16 protein-coding genes are annotated in these 18,842 nt (G+C 73.6%); 11 read left to right on the forward strand and 5 right to left on the reverse strand.

Going from position 1 to position 18,842, the window contains the following annotated elements:
- The first annotated feature begins 52 nt into the window (after positions 1–52).
- Positions 53–832 (forward strand): exodeoxyribonuclease III, encoded by a 780-nt coding sequence (locus ACH4S9_RS24400; protein WP_311723427.1) that lies wholly within the window; start codon positions 53–55, stop codon positions 830–832.
- Between the two features lie 22 nt (positions 833–854).
- On the opposite strand, the gene ACH4S9_RS24405 is transcribed toward ACH4S9_RS24400, so the two are convergent.
- Entirely contained in the window at positions 855–2,669 is a 1,815-nt protein-coding gene (locus ACH4S9_RS24405; protein ID WP_398373832.1) for an SGNH/GDSL hydrolase family protein, read from the reverse strand.
- A gap of 153 nt (positions 2,670–2,822) precedes the next feature.
- Between ACH4S9_RS24405 and ACH4S9_RS24410 the strand changes: the two genes are divergently transcribed.
- The 5 genes from ACH4S9_RS24410 (at position 2,823) to ACH4S9_RS24430 (ending at position 6,660) form a co-directional block, all read left to right on the forward strand.
- Positions 2,823–3,263, forward strand: a complete 441-nt coding sequence (locus ACH4S9_RS24410) for a DUF6278 family protein (protein WP_311723425.1) — start codon at positions 2,823–2,825, stop codon at positions 3,261–3,263.
- Positions 3,264–3,430: 167 nt separating this feature from the next.
- A complete protein-coding gene (locus ACH4S9_RS24415) occupies positions 3,431–4,177 on the forward strand; it encodes an amino acid ABC transporter ATP-binding protein (RefSeq protein ID WP_311723424.1) in 747 nt (248 codons plus the stop codon).
- Positions 4,178–4,191: 14 nt separating this feature from the next.
- Positions 4,192–5,109 (forward strand): glutamate ABC transporter substrate-binding protein, encoded by a 918-nt coding sequence (locus ACH4S9_RS24420; protein WP_398373833.1) that lies wholly within the window; start codon positions 4,192–4,194, stop codon positions 5,107–5,109.
- Between the two features lie 46 nt (positions 5,110–5,155).
- Complete coding sequence (locus ACH4S9_RS24425; RefSeq protein ID WP_352128838.1) at positions 5,156–5,800, forward strand: amino acid ABC transporter permease; 645 nt, start codon at positions 5,156–5,158, stop codon at positions 5,798–5,800.
- Positions 5,797–6,660 carry an amino acid ABC transporter permease gene (locus ACH4S9_RS24430; protein ID WP_311723421.1) on the forward strand — a complete coding sequence of 288 codons (864 nt, stop codon included), beginning with the start codon at positions 5,797–5,799 and terminating at the stop codon, positions 6,658–6,660. Before ACH4S9_RS24425 ends, ACH4S9_RS24430 begins: the two co-directional genes overlap by 4 nt.
- 34 nt (positions 6,661–6,694) lie before the next feature.
- On the opposite strand, the gene ACH4S9_RS24435 is transcribed toward ACH4S9_RS24430, so the two are convergent.
- From ACH4S9_RS24435 to ACH4S9_RS24445, 3 genes are all read right to left on the reverse strand, one after another.
- Complete coding sequence (locus ACH4S9_RS24435; protein ID WP_398373834.1) at positions 6,695–8,299, reverse strand: alpha/beta fold hydrolase; 1,605 nt, start codon at positions 8,297–8,299, stop codon at positions 6,695–6,697.
- A gap of 112 nt (positions 8,300–8,411) precedes the next feature.
- Positions 8,412–9,890 (reverse strand): sensor histidine kinase, encoded by a 1,479-nt coding sequence (locus ACH4S9_RS24440; protein WP_398374012.1) that lies wholly within the window; start codon positions 9,888–9,890, stop codon positions 8,412–8,414.
- Positions 9,891–9,913: 23 nt separating this feature from the next.
- Positions 9,914–10,678, reverse strand: coding sequence for a response regulator transcription factor (locus ACH4S9_RS24445; protein ID WP_361188575.1), 765 nt, complete (start codon positions 10,676–10,678; stop codon positions 9,914–9,916).
- A gap of 205 nt (positions 10,679–10,883) precedes the next feature.
- Between ACH4S9_RS24445 and ACH4S9_RS24450 the strand changes: the two genes are divergently transcribed.
- The 3 genes from ACH4S9_RS24450 to ACH4S9_RS24460 are packed head-to-tail and all read left to right on the forward strand — an operon-like array spanning position 10,884 to position 13,555.
- Positions 10,884–12,263: a ferric reductase-like transmembrane domain-containing protein gene (locus ACH4S9_RS24450; protein ID WP_398373835.1), complete on the forward strand. Its 1,380-nt coding sequence runs from the start codon at positions 10,884–10,886 to the stop codon at positions 12,261–12,263.
- A gap of 25 nt (positions 12,264–12,288) precedes the next feature.
- Positions 12,289–12,804, forward strand: a complete 516-nt coding sequence (locus ACH4S9_RS24455; RefSeq protein WP_398373836.1) for an FMN-binding protein — start codon at positions 12,289–12,291, stop codon at positions 12,802–12,804.
- A 34-nt stretch (positions 12,805–12,838) separates the two neighbouring features.
- The gene (locus ACH4S9_RS24460; RefSeq protein WP_394816730.1) at positions 12,839–13,555 is read left to right on the forward strand and encodes an FAD:protein FMN transferase; all 717 of its coding nucleotides are present in this window, start codon (positions 12,839–12,841) and stop codon (positions 13,553–13,555) included.
- Between the two features lie 74 nt (positions 13,556–13,629).
- Here ACH4S9_RS24460 and ACH4S9_RS24465 read toward each other — a convergent pair whose 3' ends face one another.
- On the reverse strand, positions 13,630–14,373 hold the full coding sequence (locus ACH4S9_RS24465) for a hypothetical protein (RefSeq protein WP_311723415.1): 744 nt from the start codon (positions 14,371–14,373) through the stop codon (positions 13,630–13,632).
- Positions 14,374–14,504: 131 nt separating this feature from the next.
- Here ACH4S9_RS24465 and ggt point away from each other — a divergent pair, with 131 nt between their 5' ends.
- Together ggt and ACH4S9_RS24475 are read left to right on the forward strand one after the other, a co-directional pair.
- A complete protein-coding gene (ggt, locus tag ACH4S9_RS24470) occupies positions 14,505–16,385 on the forward strand; it encodes a gamma-glutamyltransferase (RefSeq protein WP_385341140.1) in 1,881 nt (626 codons plus the stop codon).
- Between the two features lie 194 nt (positions 16,386–16,579).
- Entirely contained in the window at positions 16,580–18,769 is a 2,190-nt protein-coding gene (locus ACH4S9_RS24475; RefSeq protein WP_398373837.1) for a hypothetical protein, read from the forward strand.
- The last annotated feature ends 73 nt before the right edge of the window (positions 18,770–18,842 follow it).

Below are 18,842 nucleotides of genomic sequence, written 5' to 3' on the forward strand. Positions count from 1 at the left end.
CGGCACGGCCGCACGGTGAGCGTTGTCGGACCCGCGAGGTAGGTTGTCCCCTATGCGCATCGCGACCTGGAACGTCAATTCGATCACCGCGCGGCTGCCCCGCCTGCTCGCCTGGCTGGAGAGCAGCGGCACGGACGTGCTGTGCATACAGGAGATCAAGAGCGCCGAGAGCGCCTTCCCGTACGAGCCGCTGCGCGAGCTGGGCTACGAAGCCGCGGTCAACGCCACGGGCCGGTGGAACGGGGTGGGCGTGATCTCCCGGGTCGGCCTGGCCGAGGTGACCTCGGGCCTGCCCGGCGGCCCGGCCTACGAGGGCGAGCAGGAGCCCCGCGCCATCGCCGCCACCTGCGGCGCCGTCCGCGTCCAGTCGGTGTACGTGCCCAACGGCCGGGAGATCGGGCATCCGCACTACGACTACAAGCTGCGCTGGTTCGAGGCGCTGCGGGACTCCGCCGCGGCCGACGCGGCGGGCGGCCGCCCCTTCGCCGTCCTCGGCGACTTCAATGTGGCGCCCACCGACGAGGACGTGTGGGACCGCGCCGTCTTCGAGGGCTCGACACACGTCACCACCAAGGAGCGCGAGGCGCTGGCCGCCCTGCGCGAGGTGGGCCTGTCCGACGTGATGCCGCGCCCCCTGAAGTACGACCACCCCTTCACCTACTGGGACTACCGGGAGCTGGGCTTCCCGAAGAACAAGGGCATGCGGATCGACCTGGTGTACGGGAACGAGGCCTTCGCCAAGGCCGTCGGCGACGCGTATGTGGACCGCGAGGAGCGCAAGGGCAAGGGCGCCTCGGACCACGCGCCGGTCGTCGTCGACCTCGAGGTCTGACGCTCCCGGCCGGCCGGAAGCCTCAGCCGGTCAGCTGCCGCAGATCGATCGCGTCGGCCATCGCCTGGAGCCCCGCGTCGCCGGGGTGCAGATGGTCACCGCTGTCGTACACGGGCGCGATCCGCTGCGGCCGCAGCGGATCGCGCACCGCCGCGTCGAAGTCCAGCACCGCGTCGAACACCCCGCCGCTGTCACGGATGAAGGCGTTGACGGCGCTGCGCCGGGCGTCCACGTCCGCGGTGCACAGGGACTCGCCCTCGCAGGGCGCGATCGTCGCCACCACCACCCGCAGCCCGCGCTCATGCGCCCGCTGCGCGAGGGCGCGCAGCCCGGCGGTCAGCTGCTCGGCCGAGGTGCCCCAGCGCAGATCGTTGATGCCCTCGAAGACCACGACCGTGCGGGCGTTCGTCTGCGCGAACACATCGCGCTCCAGCCGGTTCAGGGCGCTGACCCCGCCGGTGTCCGTGCTCACCCCCTCGCCCGGGTAGCGGTCGGTCACCACGCGGTTGGCGGAGATGCCCTGGTTGAGCACGCCGTACGCGGGGACGTCGGACTGGCCGAGCAGCCGCCGGGCCAGCACGTCCGGCCAGCGCCGGTTGGCGCCGGTGGTCGACTTGGTGCCGTCGGTGATCGAGTCGCCGAGGGTCACCACCGACCCCGGCCCGCCCCCGACGTCCACACCGGTCAGGAACGGCCAGGTGGTCAGGGTCCCGGTGTACGCATCGCCGTCCGCGTCGGCCGTGTGGTCGCCGCTGCCCGGCGGGCTCAGATAGGAGCGCTGGGTGGCCTGGCTGTGCACCGGCACCGCCTGGACCGTGTCCGGCAGATGGATGCTCACCAGCAGATTGGCGTCCGGCGGGACGTCGAAGCCCACCGGGTCGCTGAACTCCTGCGCCCCCGCCGCGATCTCGATGCCCTCCCGGCCCCCGAAGGTGAGCGCCACCGGGTCGCCGTCCGCTGCCGCGCCCTCCGCTTGCAGGGAGACGCTGGCGCGGCCGATCCGCACCGGGGCGGCGGCGAAGGTGTTGGCCAGCCGGATCCGGGCCCGGGGCCCGCCCGCGCTGGTGTGCACCACGAGCCGCAGCGTCTGGTCGGTCCAGGGTCCGACCGCCGTGTATCCGCTGCTGCTCGCCGACCAGCTGCCCGTCCACCCCGCGGCGGCCCGGCGCACCGAGGCGGCGAACACATGCAGATCCGCGGCGCCCGGGTCGCGGGGCAGCACCACCGAGGCGATGTCCCGGCCGCGCTCCACCGGCACCGTCACCGCGTAAAGCCGCGCGGTCTCCACCCGCTGCCCCGCGCCGCTGTTGATGTGGGGGAGGGCGACGGCCCGGGTGCCCGTCGGGCCGGAGCGCCAGTCCGGCGCGGTGAGCGTGTACGTACTGCTCGACCCGTCCCGGTAGCGGACGACGCCGGCGCCGCTCGCCTCGCCGCCGGTGCCCGCGACCAGGAACGACAGCCCGTCGCCGCGCCCGTGCAGCCGCACCGTCTGACCGTCGGCGCGTACGTTGTCCGGGCGCGCGTGGCCGGCCGCTCGGGGCCAGGTGAGCCGGGCGGAGTCGATGGTGAGGGTGCGGCCCGGGGCCCAGCCGGCGGCCCGCAGATCCTGCGCGGACAGCGAGTTGCCCGCGCCGTCGAAGTCCGCGCCGCCGGGGCCGCCGTCGTCGCTGACCGCCGTGTTGTCGAAAAGCCGCTCCAAGGGGAGCGGCTTTCGGGGCTCTTGGCCGGGTGACCCGGGCGTGGCGGCGCCCGCGGGCGCCGCCGCCGTCCAGGCGAAGGAGAGGGCGACACCTCCCGTGACGAACGCGGTCGCTGTCCACCGTCTGCCCAGGAGCATGCGTGTCCCCTCTCGCAACCAACCCAACCGGCGATCCGACAGGTGCGGGACGAACGTAGGGAGACGGAAGGGTGTCGTCAAGACAATGATCGGATCACGGGCTATCCGCGCGCCCTGTGGTGTGGCGGGCGTGGGGGTGCCACGCTGGCTGGTATGAACATCCCGTTCTTGGGCAACTGGCGCAAGCGACACGACCAGGCGCGAGGTACGGCTGTCATGACCGCCCGGGAGGCGGATCAGCAGGGCGTGGCGCAGCTGTTGTCGGAGTGTGAGCTGCTGCGCGCCCGGGCCGCGTCCGCGGGGGTCGGGCTCGACGACTCCGCGGCCTCGCTCGAAGCGCTGGACCAGCTGCTGCCGCGCTGGCGCGACGACCCCGACGAGCTGCCGTGGCTCGGCAACGACGCCGGGCTGTATCTGGGCACCGTGATCATCCGTACCGTGCCCGGCGCCCTGTGGCAGGTGTGGCCGAACGGCCGGCCGATCGTCCGGCTCGCCTCCGGGCGGGAGATCGACGTGGTGGGGGCGGGCCATGAGTGGGCGGCCGACGGCGCGCCCGAGCTGTCGTATGTGTACGCCGAGGTCGCCGAGGTCTGAGCCGCGGTCTGTGAGCCGCGATCCGTGGACCGCGGTCTGAGCCGCAATCCCCCACTCGGCCCCTTTCAGGGGTTAAATATCCATTGATGCGTGTCGCCGCTAAAGCGCCCCTTATGTGTGGATAGTTTGCGCTGAGCGCGGCACAGCTGAAAGTGGGTGTGGCCGGTATGGCCTTCGGCGAAGCGTTGATCGAGTTGCGCGAGGTCAACAAGTACTTCGGCGCGCTGCACGTCCTGCGGGACATCGACCTCTCCGTCGGCCGCGGCGAGGTGGTGGTCGTCATCGGACCGTCCGGCTCCGGCAAGTCGACCCTCTGCCGGACGATCAACCGCCTCGAGGCGATCGACTCCGGCACCATCACCATCGACAGCATCCCCCTCCCCGAGGAGGGCAAGGAGCTCGCCCGGCTGCGCGCCGACGTCGGGATGGTCTTCCAGTCGTTCAACCTCTTCGCGCACAAGACCGTGCTCGCCAATGTGATGCTCGCCCAGCTCAAGGTGCGCGGCCGGACCAAACAGGAAGCCGAGCGGCGCGCCCGCGAGCTGCTGGACCGGGTCGGGCTCGTCACCCAGGCGGAGAAGTACCCGGCCCAGCTGTCGGGAGGTCAGCAGCAGCGCGTGGCGATCGCCCGCGCGCTGGCCATGGACCCCAAGGCGATGCTCTTCGACGAGCCGACCTCCGCGCTCGACCCGGAGATGATCAACGAGGTGCTGGAGGTCATGCGCCAGCTGGCCCGCGACGGCATGACGATGGTCGTGGTCACCCATGAGATGGGGTTCGCGCGCTACGCCGCCAACCGGGTGGTGTTCATGGACGGCGGGCGGATCGTCGAGGACCGCCCGCCGGACGAGTTCTTCGCCGCGCCCAGCACCGAGCGCGCCAAGGACTTCCTCTCCAAGATCCTCAAGCACTGAGCCCGGGGGACCACATGACGCGCACCCGCCGCGCGCTCGCCGCCCTGGCCCTCGCCATGGCGCTGCCGGCCGCGGTCTTCGGCTGCGGCAAGGAGGGCAGCCCGCCGGTCAAGGGGCCCAAGCCCGGCGCGCTGCCCGCCTACAAGGTGAACACCGGCTTCCGGCTGCCCTCCTCTCCCACCTGGCGGAAGGCCGAGCGCCGCGGCTATCTGGTGGTCGGCGCCAAGGAGGACCAGCCGTACCTGGGCGAGCGGGACCCGGCCACCGGCCGCTACTCCGGCTTCGACATCGAGATCGCCAAGATGATGTCGGCCTCCCTCGGCTTCGACCCGAAGACGATCAGGTTCAAGACCATCGCCTCCGCCAACCGCGAGACCGCCCTCCAGAACGGCCAGATCGACTACTACGTCGGCACCTACACCATCAACCCGCTCCGCAAGCGCCTGGTCGGCTTCGCCGGCCCCTACTTCATGGCCGGCCAGTCGCTGCTGGTCCGCAAGGACGAGAAGGACATCCACGGCCCGCAGGACCTGGCCGGCAAGACCGTGTGCTCGGTGGCCGGCTCCACCCCGCTGATGCGCCTCCAGACCGACTACCCCAAGGCCCGCACCGTCGCCTACGACACCTACTCGGTGTGCGTCGACAACCTGATCAGCCTCCAGGTGGACGCGGTCTCCACCGACAACACCATCCTGCTGGGGTACGCGGCCAAGGCCCCGGGCGAGCTGAAGGTCGTCGGCAGGCCGTTCTCCAAGGAGCCGTACGGCATCGGCGTGCCGAAGAAGGACAACGCGCTGCGGTTTGCCCTCAACGACGCCATCGAGGCCCATGAGCGCAACGGCGACTGGCTGAAGGCGTACAACGCGACCCTCGGCCTGTCCGGGGTGCCCGCCCCCAAGCCACCGCCCGTCGACCGCTACCCGCCGCGCTGAGAAACCCGCTCCGCCCTTCCCCGACCGACCCCAGGACCGCCCTCCCATGTACGTTCTCACGCACAACTTCTCCCTCTACGGCGAGGGCTTCCTCGGCACCGTGCAGCTGACCGTCTACGCCTCGCTGCTCGCGCTCGCGCTCGGCGTGCTGATGGCCGGCTTCCGCGTGGCGCCCGTCGCCCCGCTGCGGGCCTTCGGCACCGCGTGGGTGACGGTGCTCCGCAACACGCCGCTGACCCTGCTCTTCTTCGCGGTGATGCTCGGCCTGCCCCGCTTCGGGCTCGTCCTGCCGTTCTTCACCTTCGCGGTGCTCGCGCTCGGCTGCTACACCTCGGCGTTCATCTGCGAGGCGGTGCGCTCCGGCATCAACACCGTGCCGGTCGGGCAGGGCGAGGCGGCCCGGAGCCTCGGGATGAACTTCCCGCAGACCCTCGGCACGGTGGTGCTGCCGCAGGCGTTCCGCACGGTCATCCCGCCGATCGGCTCGACCCTGATCGCGCTCGCCAAGAACTCCGCCATCGCCGGTTCGTTCAGCGTGACCGAGCTGCTCGGCACGTACAAACCGCTCAACGAGCTCGGCTACAACATCATCTGGACGTTCGTCTGGATCGCCCTCGGCTATCTGATCATCACGCTCGCCATCAGCGCGCTCTTCCATGTGCTGGAGCGCCGCTGGGGGGTGCCCCGATGACCACCGCCAGCGCCCTCTACGACGTCCCCGGCCCGCACGCCCGGGCCCGCCACCGCGCCTATGGGCTGCTGGCCGCGGTCGTGCTGCTGCTCCTGCTCGCCTGGATCGTCTATCTGCTCATCCACACGGGCCAGTTCGCGGCCGAGAAGTGGCGGCCCTTCGAGTACAAGGGCATCCAGCTCCTGCTGCTGCGCGGGCTCGGCAACACGCTCAAGGCCTTCGCCCTCGCCGCGGTCTTCTCCCTCGTCCTCGGCGGGGTCCTCGCCGCCGGGCGGCTGTCCGAGCACCGCCCGGTGCGGTGGGTGGCCACGCTGGTCGTGGAGTTCTTCCGGGCCATGCCCGTGCTGGTGATGATCTTCTTCGTGTTCGTGGCGCTCAAGGTGCAGCCGCTGCCCGCGCTCGTCGCCGGACTGACCCTCTACAACGGCTCGGTGCTCGCCGAGGTGTTCCGTACGGGCGTCAATTCCGTCGAGCGCGGGCAGCGCGAGGCGGCGTACTCACTCGGCATGCGCAAGACGCAGGTCATGGCGCATGTGCTGGTGCCGCAGGGGGTGCGGGCGATGCTGCCGGCCATCATCAGCCAGCTGGTGGTCGCGCTGAAGGACACCTCGCTCGGCTTTCTCATCACCTACGAGGAGTTTCTGCACGCGGGCAAGCTCATCGCCGGCAACCTCGACTACGGCCTTCCGTTCATCCCCGTCGTCATGGTCATCTCCCCGGTCTACATCGGGATGTGCATGCTGCTGTCGTGGTTCGCCAACTGGGTCGCCAAGCGGGAGCGGCGCAGCGTGAAGACCGAGGCGGTGAAGGTGGCCCCGCCCGAGCCCGCCACGATGCTCCCGGGCGACACGATGCCGTGACGGGCGCGCCCGTTGTCCTGGCGCTCGCGCCTCCTCAGTCCCGGACCGGGAGCGACAGATACGACGGGTCGGTCTTCGGGGAGGAGAAGGTGAGGTGCGCGCCGTCGGGGTTGTGCTCGATATACAGCGGGTCGACGGTGTCGACGACCAGCGCGAGGCGGTGTCCGGCCGGGACGTCGTACGCCGTCGAGAACAGGTCCAGGTCGACGGCGAAGGGCGTGCCGGGAGTGCGGTCGTGGAAGGTGACCGGCGCGTTGGTGATCAGCTTCCCGACGCCGAGCGCGTCCACGTCATAGAGGTAGGCCACCGCGGTGCCGCTGGACTTGTCGCTGGTCACGGTGGTGTGCAGCGACACCGTGCCGCGGATGCGCTGCGCCGCGTCGTAGCGCCCGGTCTGCCAGACCGCGGCGCGTTCGCGCGACAGCAGCGGGACCGAGACCAGCGGCGGGATCTTCAGGAACTGGTCCAGTGCCCCGGTCAGCAGCACGGTCCCGGCGTTGGCGCCGGAGTCGGCGTTCGCGGCGATCTGCCGGGTCTCGCCGAGGTCGATCCGGCGCTCGCCCGACGGCACGGCCGACCAGCTCGGGTAGCCCTCGTAGCCGCCCCCCGTACGGGACTTGAGCTGCACCGGCCGCTCCTGGTCGATGCCGTTGCGCTCGCCCTTGACGTAACGGTCGAGCCAGCGCCTGGCGTCGTCCCAGGTGTCGTTGGGCAGGCCGAGCAGCCCGGTGAGCTCGCCGGTCGCGTGGTCGCCCGGCCGGAACTCCAGGCGCTTGGGGCCGGTCAGCTTCTCGTAGAAGTCGGCGTAGGTGTTGGGCGGGAAGATGGAGTCGCCCCAGGCGTTGGCGAGCATGACCGCCGTGCCGTTGGCGTTGATCCGGTCGAGGTAGGTGGCGGCGGAGCGCTTCTGGCCCCACTCGACGATCTCCTGCTCCTTGGTGAGGTCGGAGCCGAGGAAGTCCTGGAAGATCTGCCGGAGTTCGGCGCTGGGGCGGCCGAGCAGCTCACCGGAGCCGCTGAGCAGGGCGGCGGCCTGGGCGTGCTGGGTGCGGCCGCTGTAGATGGAGCCGACCAGATCCGCCCAGCCGCTCAGCGCGGCCACGGCCTTGATCCGCTTGTCGAAGCCGGAGGCGAGCAGGCTGATCCCGGCGCCGTACGACACCCCGGCCATGCCGATCCGGCCGGGGTCGGCGGGGGTGTTGGCCAGCGCCCAGTCGATGACCTTGGAGGCGTCGGCGACATCGGGCGGTCCGGCGGTCTCGATCTCCCCGCCGGACTGCCAGAAGCCGCGGACGTTGTAGCTGAGCACGACATAGCCGGAGTCGGCCAGCTTCTGGGCCTGGGCGAGATATTCGGCCTGGGGCAGGGCCCAGCTGGTGGGCAGGACGACGAGGGGGAGGCGCTGCGAGCCGTCCGCGCCGCGGGGGGTGACGACGTTGGCGGCCAGGGTGACGCCGCCGTCGCCGGGGATGTCGACGAACCGTACGGACGAGGCCGCCGACTGGGCGGCGGCCCGCGGCGGGGGCGGGGGAGCCGCCGCCTGCGCGGCGGGGGCGAGGCCGAGGGCGGCACCGGCCAGCACGGTCGCCGAGACGGCGGCTGCGGCGGTGGCGCGCAGCGGTTTGCGGGCGTGGGTCACTGTCGCTCCTGGAGGGGGAGTGGACCGGCAGAAGGGCGTGTCCGGCGCCTGACAGCCCCTAAGTGACCCGACGGTAACCGTGCTGGCTTACCGGTGGTAATAGGCCGGTAAGTTACGCGTGGGTAACGATCGGCGGCTCCGCCCCCGCCGTCCGCCCGTCCGGCAGGGTGACCCGGAAGACCGTCTTCCCCGGCCTGCTCGTCACCTCGATCGCCCCGCCGTGCGCAGACACCACGGCGCGCACGATGGCCAGCCCCAGACCGGTGCCGCCCGCGGCCCGCGCGCGGCCGGGGTCGGCGCGCGCGAAGCGCTCGAACACCTCCGGCAGCAGCGCCTCGGGGATGCCAGGACCGTCGTCCGTCACCGTCAGCTCCGCCGGCTCCGTTCGCCCCGCGCGCGCCGCCAGACGGATCGCCACCTCGGTGCCCGGCGGCGTGTGCGTACGGGCGTTGGCCAGCAGATTGGCCACCACCTGCTGTAGCCGGTGCTCATCACCCACGACGGTCACCGGCTCCTCGGACAGCTCCAGCGTCCAGCGGTGTTCCGGCCCCGCCGCCCGCGCGTCGCCCGCCGCGTCCAGCACCAGCCGCGTCAGGTCGACGGGGTCGCGGGCCAGCGGCCGGCCCGCGTCGAGCCGCGCGAGCAGCAGCAGATCGTCGACGAGCGTGCTCATCCGCTCCGACTCCGACTGGATCCGCTCCAGCGCGTGGCGCACCTCGCCGGGCACCGGCCCGGGGTGGCGCAGCGCCAGCTCGGCGTGGCCGCGCACCGAGGCCACCGGGGTGCGCAGCTCATGGCTGGCGTCCGCGGCGAACTGGCGCAGCCGCTCCTCGCTGGCGTGGCGGCTGGCCAGCGCGTCGCCGACATGCCCGAGCATCCGGTTCAGCGCGGCGCCCACCTGGCCGACCTCGGTGCGCGGATCGGTGTCCGGCACCGGCGCCGGCATCGCCACCTCGCCGCTGGCCAGCGGCAGCCGCGCCACCCCGGCCGCGGTGGCGGTCACCCGCCGCAGCGGGCGCAGCGACAGCCGCACCCACAGCGCCCCCGCCACGCCCGTCACCGCGAGCGCGGACCCGAAGACCACCGCCTCCACCAGCTCCACCCGGTGCACGGTCTCCTCCACCGGGCGCAGCGGCAGGCCGGTGATCAGGACGTCGCCGTCGTCCCCGCGCACCGCCAGCACCCGGTACTCGCCGATCGCCGACAGCCGGACGCCGTGCCCGCGGCCGTCGGCCGGCACCCCGGCCAGGGTGCGCCGATCGGCGCCGGTGAGCGGCACCGTGACATCCGTGTCGTCCCGCACCACCGCCGCCTGCGTGGCCTCGCCGCCCTTCAGCCGGGCGCCGAACGTGTACGCGGACTGGCCGCGCGTATCGGGCCGGTTGTCGGCGTCCGGCCGCCGCTCGCCGTGCTCCAGGCTCGCCGGGAAGCGCCCGCCCGCCGCGGTGAGCTGCTGGTCCAGGCGGCGCACCAGAAAGCCCTCCAGAGCGAGCACCGTGGCCAGGCCCACGGCCACGGAAGCGACCGCGAGCAGCACCACGAGGCCGGTGGTCAGCCGGGCCCGCAGGGTGCGGGGGAGCGCGGCGCGCAGCGCGCGCGGAAGCGACGGGCGGCTCAAGGTGTCTCCGATGCGCCGGGTTCGTTCGGCTTGAGCACATACCCGACCCCGCGCACGGTGTGGATCAGCGGGGTCCGCCCCGCGTCGATCTTCTTCCGCAGATAGCTGATGTAGAGCTCCACCACATGGGCCTGGCCGCCGAAGTCGTACGACCACACCCGGTCCAGGATCTGCGCCTTCGACAGCACCCGGCGCGGATTGCGCATCAGGAACCGCAGCAGCTCGAACTCGGTGCGGGACAGCTCGACCACCACCCCGCCACGGGTGACCTCCCGCGCCTTCTCGTCCATCACCAGATCGCCCACCACCAGCCGGTCGGCCTGGTGGACGTCTCGCCCGCGCGCCATCCCGGCCCGGCGCAGCACCCCGCGCAGCCTGGCCAGGACCTCCTCCAGGCTGAACGGCTTGGTCACATAGTCGTCGCCGCCCGCCGTGATCCCCGCGATCCGGTCCTCCACGGAGTCGCGCGCGGTGAGAAACAGCACACACACGCCCTCCAGCTCGGCCCGCAGCGCGCGCAGCACGGTCAGCCCGTCGGTGTCCGGAAGCATCCAGTCCAGCACGACCGCGTCGGGGCGGAACGCGCGCGCCTCGGCCAGCGCGGACGCGCCGTCGGCCGCCGTACGGACCCGCCAGCCCTCGCCGCGCAGGGCGCCCGACAGCACCTCCGTCAGATCGGGCTCGTCGTCGACGACGAGCACGCGGACGGGGGTGCCGTCCGGCCGACGGAGGAGGAAGGGGTCCGTGGTGTGGTTTTCCATGACACATCCAGCATCCCCCGGCGCGCGAAGCGGCGGGCCCCGGGGTCCCTCTGAGTTCGCTCTGAGTTTCCTCTGAATCGTGTCCGGAACCTCCCCTTCAAAGCCTTTTCAGAGGGTCTTCAGAAGTTGGCCTGTGAGGCTGAGCGCCCTGACCGCACCGTAACCCGGCTGTGCATCGCACGCCCCGCCGCGAAAGGACGACCCCGTGGCCACCACCGTCCACGACCGCCGCGCCACCGCGCCGCGCGCCCGGCCGCCCGCCCCGGGGGCGCCCCCGCACCCGCCCCTTTCCGTCGCGGCCCTCTCGCAGCTCGCGATCTGGGCGGGCGCCGCCGCCGTCCTGGCCCTGTGGTGGAGCGACACCACCTCCGTCGTCGGCACGGCGGGCTGGCTGACCGGCGCCGGGCGCATCACCGGGCTGCTCGCCGGATACGCGTGCGCCGTCCTGCTGCTGCTCATGGCCCGGGTGCCGGTGCTGGACCGCACCATCGGCAGCGACCGGCTGGCGCGCTGGCACGCGATGGGCGGCCGGTACGTCGTCTCCCTCGCCCTCGCGCACACCCTGCTGATCATCTGGGGCTATGCGCTGACCTCGCACACCGGCGTCGTGGACCAGACCACCACCCTGGTCTTCCACTACCCCGACCTCCTCAAGGGCACCATCGGCTTCCTGCTCTTCCTGGCCACCGGCGTCCTGTCCGCGCGCGCCGCCCGCCGCCGCCTCTCGTACGAGACCTGGCACCTGCTGCACTTCGCCACCTACCTGGCGGTCTTCCTGGTCTTCGGCCACCAGCTGTCCAACGGCGCCGACTTCGTCGGCAACCGCCCGGCCCAGCTGGCCTGGTACGCGCTGTACGGCGGGGTGGCGGCGCTGCTGCTGTGGTTCCGGTTCGCGGTGCCCGCGCGGCGGGCGCTGCGCCACCGGCTGTGGGTCTCGGAGGTCCGGCCCGAGGCGCCCGGCGTCGTCTCGGTGTATGTGACCGGGGACCGGCTGGACGAGCTGCGCGCCGAGCCCGGCCAGTTCTTCCGCTGGCGCTTTCTGGCGCCGGGCCTGTGGTGGGCCGCCAACCCGTACTCCCTCTCGGCCGCCGCCCACCCCTCCTTCCTGCGGATCACGGTGAAGGCGGCCGGCGGTCACAGCGAGGCGCTGGCCCGGCTCAAGCCCGGCACCCGGGTGCTCGCCGAGGGGCCGTACGGGGCGCTCACCGCCCGCCGCCGGCGCGCGGAGAAGGTGCTGCTGCTGGGCGGCGGGGTCGGCATCACCCCGCTGCGGGCGCTGTTCGAGACCCTGCCCGGCGAGGTGACGCTCATCTACCGCGCCCGGCGGCCCGAGGACCTGGCGCTGCGCGCGGAGCTCGACCAGCTGGCGGTGGCGCGCGGGGCGATCGTCCACTACGTCGTCGACGAGCCGGTCGAGTACTCCTCCCCGCTGACCACGCGCGCCCTGCGCCGGCTGGTCCCGGACCTCGCCGAGCGCGATGTGTACCTGTGCGGCCCGCCGGGGATGGCGGAGGCCGCCCAGCGGGCCCTGCGGGGGGCGGGGGTGCCGCGCCGCCGCATCCACCACGAGTCGTTCGCCTTCTGACCCGAACCGCAAAGGAGCCCCGGCCGTGCGAAAGGCCGCCCTCACCACCGCCTCGACCGTCGCGGGAGTGGTCCTGCTGCTGTCCCTCAAACCGCACCACACCCCCACAGTGGCGGTCGCGGCCCAGCCGCCGTCCCCGTCCCCCTCCTCGTCCTCCCCTTCTCCGTCCTCCCCTTCTCCGTCTTCTTCGTCCTCCTCCTCAAGCGGCTCGGCGGCGCCGTCGCCCTCGTCGCCGTCCGCCGCGCACACCACCCCGGCGGGCCCCACCGGCACCTACACCGGTTCCACGATCAACACCCGCTACGGCCCCGTGCAGCTCGCCGTCACCTTCTCCAAGGGGAAGATCACCGCGGTCAGGGCGGTGCAGACCCCGTCCGGCGACGGCCGCTCCCAGCAGATCGCCTCGTACGCGGTGCCGCAGCTCACCAGCGAGACGCTCACCGCCCAGAGCGCGCAGATCGACGCGGTGTCCGGCGCCACCTACACCAGCGAGGGCTATGTCCAGTCCTTGCAGAGCGCCCTGGACAAGGCCGGTGTCTGAGCCGCGGCACGGTGTGCGTCACGCCGAGCACGCCATGGGCACCGTCTTCTCCTTCGACATCCGCGACCCGGCCACGCCCGCCATCGGCCGGGCCCTGGAGGAGGCCGTGGCGTGGCTGCACCACGTGGACGAGGTCTTCTCCACCTACCGCCCGGCCAGCGCCATCAGCCGGCTCGGCCGCGGCGAGCTCGCCCCCGAACGGTGCGGGCCCGAGGTGGCGGAGGTGCTGGGCCTGTGCGAGGCGGCGGCGCGCGCCACCGACGGCTGGTTCAGCCACACGCCGGGCGGCCGGCTCGACCCGTCCGGGATGGTCAAGGGCTGGGCGGTGGAACGGGCCTCGGAGATCCTTTACGCGGCGGGGGCGCACAACACCTGCGTGAACGGGGGCGGGGACATCCAGCTGCGGGGCGAGGCGGCCCCGGGCGTCCCCTGGCGCATCGGCATCGCCCACCCGCTGCGCCCCGGGGCCCTGTGCGCCGTCGTCACGGGCCGCGACCACCTGGCCGTCGCCACCTCCGGCACGGCCGAGCGCGGGTCCCACGTCCTCGACCCGCACACCGGCGAACCCGCCACCGCCCTGGCCTCCCTCACCCTGACCGGCCACGGCCTCACCTGGACCGACGCCCTGGCCACGGCCGCCTTCGCCATGGGCGCGGGCGCCCACGCCTGGACCGAGGCCCTCGACGGGCACGAGGCCCTGGCGGTCACCGCGGCCGGCGAGATCTGGCGGACGCCCGGCTTCCCCGTCTGAGTTTGTGGTGATTATGGGACAGCGACACGCCGAAGCCACGGTGTGTCGCTGTCCCATATCCACCGCAAACGCGGTCAGTCCGCCTTGTGCGCGGCGCGCGGGCGCGAGGGCGGCGAGGTGGCGGCCTTGGTGACGTCCGCGACGACCTCGACCACGTCCGGGCCGTACGCCTGCGAGTTGACGATCTTCAGCAGCAGGCAGAAGGAGCCCTGCGTGCCGTACTTGCGGGCCAGCCGGGTGCGGTTGCGTACGAGGTGGCGGATCGCGGCGCGATGGGTGACCGGGCGCTGGCCGGCGGCCAGGAAGACGGGGCGGCCGCCCTCGGCCGCCGTGAGCCGGGCCAGCAGTACGTACTCCACCTCGCCGGGCTCCGGCCGGTACTCGGTGCCGCCTATCGTGAACGAGCCCCGCTCCTGGGTCTCGTCTCCCTGGTGGACCGCGACCCCCGGCAGCAGATTCGTCATATGGGCGGCGAGGCGGCGGTGCGCGGTCGGGTCGCCGACGCAGAACTCGGTGCGCGCGCCGAAGCCCTGGAGCCCGGTGTCGTGCGGGGCCACCTCCGCGTGCGCCCCGCAGTTCTCGACGACGGCGGCGATCCCGAGCAGCGCGAGCGCGTCATGGCGCGGGATGCTCCAGTGAGCGGAGGTGCTGTCCCGGTGCGTGACCAGGACGCACTCCGAGCCGTCGGGCAGCCCGAAGAAGAGTTGTTCGCGGGCGCGCTTGCGGCGCGTCTGGGCTGAGTGCACGGCCCATCCGAGGGCCAGGCCCACGACCAGGGCCGCGCCGGCGGCGATCAGGTCCTGCACTGTGTCATTCATGGCCGCGCATCGTAGCCTTGATGCGGGTGTTTGTTCGAGCTTGTGGGCGTGTTCGCCTTCTGTGCGCCCCCTGTCGTTTCCCGGACGCTCACCGGTAGGCTCCGGCCCCCGCCGTTAGCTTGGAGGCCCGGATGGCGCACCCCGCAAGACCAGCCGTAACGCCCGCAACGTCAGCCACGACACCAGCTCTTACCACCGCGCTGCGCCGACTCCCGGCCCTCGCCGCGACAGCCGGTCTCGTCGTGGCGCTCGGTGTCGCCCCGGCGGGGGCGCGAGGCGGCGCACCGGCCGGGGAGGCCCCGGCCGCGACGCCCGCCAAGTCCCCAGTGGCCGAGGGCTACGGCGGCGCGGTCGCCAGCGTGGACGCGGACGCCTCGGCGGCCGGAATCGAGGTGCTGCGACGCGGCGGCAACGCGGTGGACGCGGCCGTGGCCACCGCGGCCGCGCTCGGCGTCACCGAGCCGTACTCGGCGGGCGTCGGCGGTGGCGGATACTTCGTCTACTACAACGCCAAGCAGCACAAGGTGTTCACTCTCGACGGGCGCGAGACCGCGCCGCGCAGCGCGGACGAGAAGCTCTTCCTCGACAAGGACGGCAAGCCGATCCCCTTCGCCGACGCCGTCACCAGCGGCCTCAGCATCGGCACCCCCGGCACCCCCGGCACCTGGGACACCGCGCTCGACACCTGGGGCACCCGCTCACTCGCCCAGGTGCTGAAGCCCGCCGAGCGCATCGCCCGCGACGGCTTCACCGTCGACGCGACGTTCCGTCAGCAGACCGCCGACAACCAGGCCCGCTTCAAGGACTTCCCGGCCACCGCCGAGCTGTTCCTGCCCGGCGGCGAACTGCCGGTCGTCGGCTCCACCTTCACCAACCCCGACCTGGCCCGCACCTACGCCCTGCTGGCCAAGAAGGGCGTTGGCGCCGTCTACAAGGGCGAGCTGGGCCGCGACATCGTCCGTACGGTGCGCAAGCCGCCCGTGGACCCCGCCGCGCAGCGCACCGTACGGCCCGGCGATCTGACCGAGCAGGACCTGCGGGCGTACAAGGTCAAGCGCCAGGCCCCGACCAGGACCTCGTACCGCGGCCTCGACGTGTACGGCATGGCCCCGTCCTCCTCCGGCGGCACCTCGGTGGCCGAGGCGCTCAACATCCTGGAGAAGACCGACCTCACCAAGCTCAGCGACCGCGACTATCTGCACCGCTACATCGAGGCGAGCCGGATAGCCTTCGCCGACCGCGGGCGCTGGGTCGGCGACCCGGCCTTCGAGGACGTGCCGACCAAGGGGCTCACCTCGCAGCGGTTCGCCGACTCGCGGGCCTGCCTGATCAAGGCCGACGCGGTGCTGAGCAGCCCGCTCGCGCCCGGTGACCCCAGCCGGCCCACCGGCTGCGACACCGGCGGGACCGCGGCCCCCACCACGTACGAGGGCGAGAACACCACCCACCTGACGGTCGCCGACAAGTGGGGCAACGTCGTCGCCTACACCCTGACGATCGAGCAGACCGGCGGCAGCGGCATCACCGTGCCCGGCCGTGGCTTCCTGCTCAACAACGAGCTGACCGACTTCTCCTTCGCGCCCGCCAACCCCGCCGTCCACGACCCGAACCTGCCCGGCCCCGGCAAGCGGCCGCGCTCGTCCATGTCGCCGACGATCGTGACGGACAAGGGCCGCCCGGTGCTCGCGCTCGGCTCGCCCGGCGGCGCCACCATCATCACCACCGTGCTCCAGACCCTGCTGAACCACGTGGACCGCGGCATGCCACTGGTCGACGCGATCGCCGCGCCCCGCGCCAGCCAGCGCAACGCCGCGCAGACCGAGCTGGAGCCGGGGCTGTGGAACAGCCCGCTGCGCGGGCAGCTCACGGCGCTGGGCCACTCCTTCAAGCAGAACCCGGAGATCGGGGCGGCGACCGGCGTGCAGCGGCTGCCCGACGGGCGCTGGCTGGCTGCGGCGGAGACCGTACGGCGCGGCGGCGGCTCGGCGATGGTGGTGCGCCCGGCGAAGTGACGCCCCGCGGCGGCCGACCGTGATTCGGTCACGGTCGGCCGCCGTCGGCCGTGATCGGACGTGGTCGGGCGGTGTGTGCGGAGCCGGAAAAACTCCCGTAGCACGTTCGTAACCGTTCCCGTAACACAAAGGGTGTCGAATGCGTGCCCACTGGAGGGGGAATCGTCCACGGGTCCACGGGGAGAGGGATGACCATGTCCGGCGGTCAACTCCCGGCTGAGGTTGCGGAGTTCGCGCGCTATCTGCGTGCGCTGACGAGGCGTCTGGACGCGGAGAAGGGCTGGTACGGCGTCTTCGCGCAGCGCGACCCGGAGGGCATACGGGCCTGTCTGGACGGGCGGGAGGTGCCGCCCTGGGACGTGGTCCAGGCCCTGCTCCAGGACCTCTCCGCCCAGCGCGGCCCCGAGGTGGCCCAAGAGGCCGCCGCCCGCGCCGCGGGCCTCTACCGCGCGTCCGTCACCGCGTACGACACCACGGTCGGCGGCCGCCCCGCCCTCCGCGACCGGCTCGAGGCGATGCTCCGCGAGCAGCGGCAGGCGGCGCAGCGCGAACGCGAACTGCATGCCGCCGTACGCGACGCCACCGCCGAGGATGACGGTGATGCCGACGCCCGGGAGCGGCTCTCGACGGACCTTGCATGGGCCCGCGACGACTGGGAGCGGGCCACCGCCCGCTGCGAGGAGCTCCGCGCCCGCCTGGCCGCGCTGCCGCCTTCCGCGGGCGCGCCGGGTGGTCTCGCCGTGCCCGAGGGGTGGTTCCGCGACGAGGCGGCGGCAACGGGCTCCGGGCAGGGCGGGCCGGCGGGCGGAGCCGCGGCACGGATGCGGCGGCCGCGCGGGTCGCGGTTCGCCGCGGCGTACGAGGAGACGGGCGGCGGGCAGGAGCCCGCCGAGCCCGGCGGTCCCGGGGCCGCGCGCCCGGCGGGCATGCCCGGCGCGCCGGGCGGTCCTGGGAGCGGGGGGCCAGGCCAGGTCGGGGCGGCGGGAGCCGGACGGGGCGAGTGGGCCGCCGGGTCGGCGGAGCCGGGACGGACCTCACCCATGGGCGGTCGCTGGGCGGCCGGCGGCGGTCCCGGGGCCGCGGCGCCCGCCGGACCCGCCCCGTCGGCCGGGCACGGGCGCGTCCCGCGAGTGGGTGACGCCTGGGCGGTCGGCAGCGGTCCCGGGGTCACGGCTGACGCGCCGGGCGGTCCTGGGAGCGGGGGGCCCGGCCAGGTCGGGGCGGCGGGAGCCGGACGGGGTGAGTGGGCCGCCGGGTCGGCGGAGCCGGGACGGACCTCGCCCATGGGCGGCCGCTGGGCGGCCGATGGCGGCCCGGGAGGCGCGGCGGCTGAGGAATGGGGCGCTGGCGGTGGCGGTGGCGCACCTGCGACCGGGGCGGGCACGGAGTCCGGTGGCATGAGGGCCGCCGCAGGACCCGGGGGCGGCCCGGCCGGACCGGCTGCGGCGGCGGCAGGTGCGGGGCCCGGCGGCGCCGGACCCGCCCCGGGCGGGCGGGCCCGGCCGCGCGGGGCGCGGTTCGCGGGGCTGGAGGAGTCCGCGCCCGTGTCGCGGCCGCGCGGGGCCCGGTTCGCCGGGGCCGCGCCGGTCGAGGCCACCGCGGTCGAGGCCACCGCGGTCGAGGCCACCGCGGTCGAGGCCACCGCGGTCGAGGCCACCGCGGTCGAGGCCGCAGAAGTCGCCGAGGCCGGGGAGGCCGCCGAGCCGGGAGACAGGGCCACGCCCCGGGGCGCCCGGTTCGCCGGGGCGTACGAGGGCGGGGACGGCGCGAAGCGCCGCAGGCGTCTCAAGGCGCAGGAGGAGGACGCGCGGCGCGCCGCGCAGGAGGCGGCGCGGACCGCCGAGGCGCGGCAGGCCGCCGCCGAGGCCGTGGCCCGGCTGGCGCGGCTGCGCGCGACGGGCCGGGGCGGGGAGGCGCATGTCCTGCTGTGCGAGGCCGCCGCCTGGCCCGCACCCTGGCTCCCTTTACTGGCCGCCGAGCTGGAGCGCGCCGGTCTCGAGGCGGATGTGGCCACCCTGCTGTGGGAGGTGGCCTGTCTGCCGCCCACCGCCCTGGCCGCCGCCGCCGACGCGCTGGTCGCCTCGGGGCGCGGCGCGGACGGCGCGCGGCTGCTGCGGCAGAGCGTCGCCCGCCCCGTCACCGAGGTGGCGCAGACGGTGCTCGCGCTGCTGGCCGCGGGCAGCAGCGCGGAGGCCGCGTTTCTGCTGGAGGCCCTGGTGAGGGCCCGTAAGCCCGACGAGGCCGCGCAGGCCGCGGTGAACGCGCCGGCCGAGCTGGTGCCGCTGCTGCTGGACGCCGCGAGCGGCGTGTCGTCCAGCAGCCACCACGACCTGGCGCACGCGCTGCGCGTCGCGGGGCTGCCGGGAGTGCCCGGCCTTGCCTGACATAACACGAAACGTGAACGTCTTCGTTGAGTAACGGCCGCGGTATTGCCAGAGTGGTCGGTGCGCTTTTACG

Origin of the sequence: Streptomyces sp. NPDC021225 (genome assembly GCF_044332865.1) — a bacterium.
Classification (GTDB): Bacteria; Actinomycetota; Actinomycetes; order Streptomycetales; family Streptomycetaceae; genus Streptomyces.

Bases quoted from the DNA above. Each gene is read 5' to 3' on its own strand.
- ACH4S9_RS24475 (WP_398373837.1), top strand. From the start codon at position 16,580: ATGTCCGGCGGTCAACTCCCGGCTGAGGTTGCGGAGTTCGCGCGCTAT.
- ACH4S9_RS24405 (WP_398373832.1), bottom strand. From the start codon at position 2,669: ATGCTCCTGGGCAGACGGTGGACAGCGACCGCGTTCGTCACGGGAGGT.
- ACH4S9_RS24420 (WP_398373833.1), top strand. From the start codon at position 4,192: ATGACGCGCACCCGCCGCGCGCTCGCCGCCCTGGCCCTCGCCATGGCG.
- ggt (WP_385341140.1), top strand. From the start codon at position 14,505: ATGGCGCACCCCGCAAGACCAGCCGTAACGCCCGCAACGTCAGCCACG.
- ACH4S9_RS24425 (WP_352128838.1), top strand. From the start codon at position 5,156: ATGTACGTTCTCACGCACAACTTCTCCCTCTACGGCGAGGGCTTCCTC.
- ACH4S9_RS24465 (WP_311723415.1), bottom strand. From the start codon at position 14,373: ATGAATGACACAGTGCAGGACCTGATCGCCGCCGGCGCGGCCCTGGTC.
- ACH4S9_RS24410 (WP_311723425.1), top strand. From the start codon at position 2,823: ATGAACATCCCGTTCTTGGGCAACTGGCGCAAGCGACACGACCAGGCG.
- ACH4S9_RS24415 (WP_311723424.1), top strand. From the start codon at position 3,431: ATGGCCTTCGGCGAAGCGTTGATCGAGTTGCGCGAGGTCAACAAGTAC.
- ACH4S9_RS24430 (WP_311723421.1), top strand. From the start codon at position 5,797: ATGACCACCGCCAGCGCCCTCTACGACGTCCCCGGCCCGCACGCCCGG.
- ACH4S9_RS24400 (WP_311723427.1), top strand. From the start codon at position 53: ATGCGCATCGCGACCTGGAACGTCAATTCGATCACCGCGCGGCTGCCC.
- ACH4S9_RS24460 (WP_394816730.1), top strand. From the start codon at position 12,839: ATGGGCACCGTCTTCTCCTTCGACATCCGCGACCCGGCCACGCCCGCC.
- ACH4S9_RS24445 (WP_361188575.1), bottom strand. From the start codon at position 10,678: ATGGAAAACCACACCACGGACCCCTTCCTCCTCCGTCGGCCGGACGGC.